The sequence below is a fragment of the Gluconobacter sp. P1D12_c genome (assembly GCF_018812105.1).
Classification (GTDB): Bacteria; Pseudomonadota; Alphaproteobacteria; order Acetobacterales; family Acetobacteraceae; genus Gluconobacter; species Gluconobacter oxydans_A.
Genome location: NZ_JACSIQ010000487.1, coordinates 1 through 442 on the forward strand (window position 1 = coordinate 1; position 442 = coordinate 442).

At 58.4% G+C, this 442-nt stretch carries 1 protein-coding gene; it reads right to left on the minus strand.

Annotated elements, in window-relative coordinates; translation table 11 throughout:
- On the minus strand, positions 1 to 442 hold a 442-nt coding region (locus KP705_RS17805; RefSeq protein WP_215765248.1), incomplete at both ends, for a Tn3 family transposase.

A 442-nucleotide genomic window follows, 5' to 3' on the forward strand; every position in this document is an offset into this window, starting at 1 on the left:
GCATGAAACAATTGACCATCACTTGAGGACGATGTGCCGTCTCCCCAGAGTGACGCCAGGGGCAGCCCACGATGGGCTGCAACCATACGGCCAAGGGCTTCGGCGTATCCGGCCTCGCTGATATGCCAGTCATGCAGATGCGCCAACTGGCGCAGGGTGGCACCCTGACAGGTGTCGGCCATGCGTGTCAGACCAAGATTAATCCCATCCGCCAGGATCACCGTCAGCAGGGCGTTTTTGTCATCCGCGACACGGCTGGAACGGCGATGGGTAAAGCAGTCGGTGAAGCTGATCCAGCGGTCCACTTCCAGCAGAAGATCAGTAATCTTGATGCGTGGCAGCCGGTCGTAAGCCGCCCGCCTCAACTCTTCCACAGCAGGGGGTGTAATTGCTTTCAGAGGCGAAATCACAAGACCATGTGCATCAAGCCGGACCTGTGACA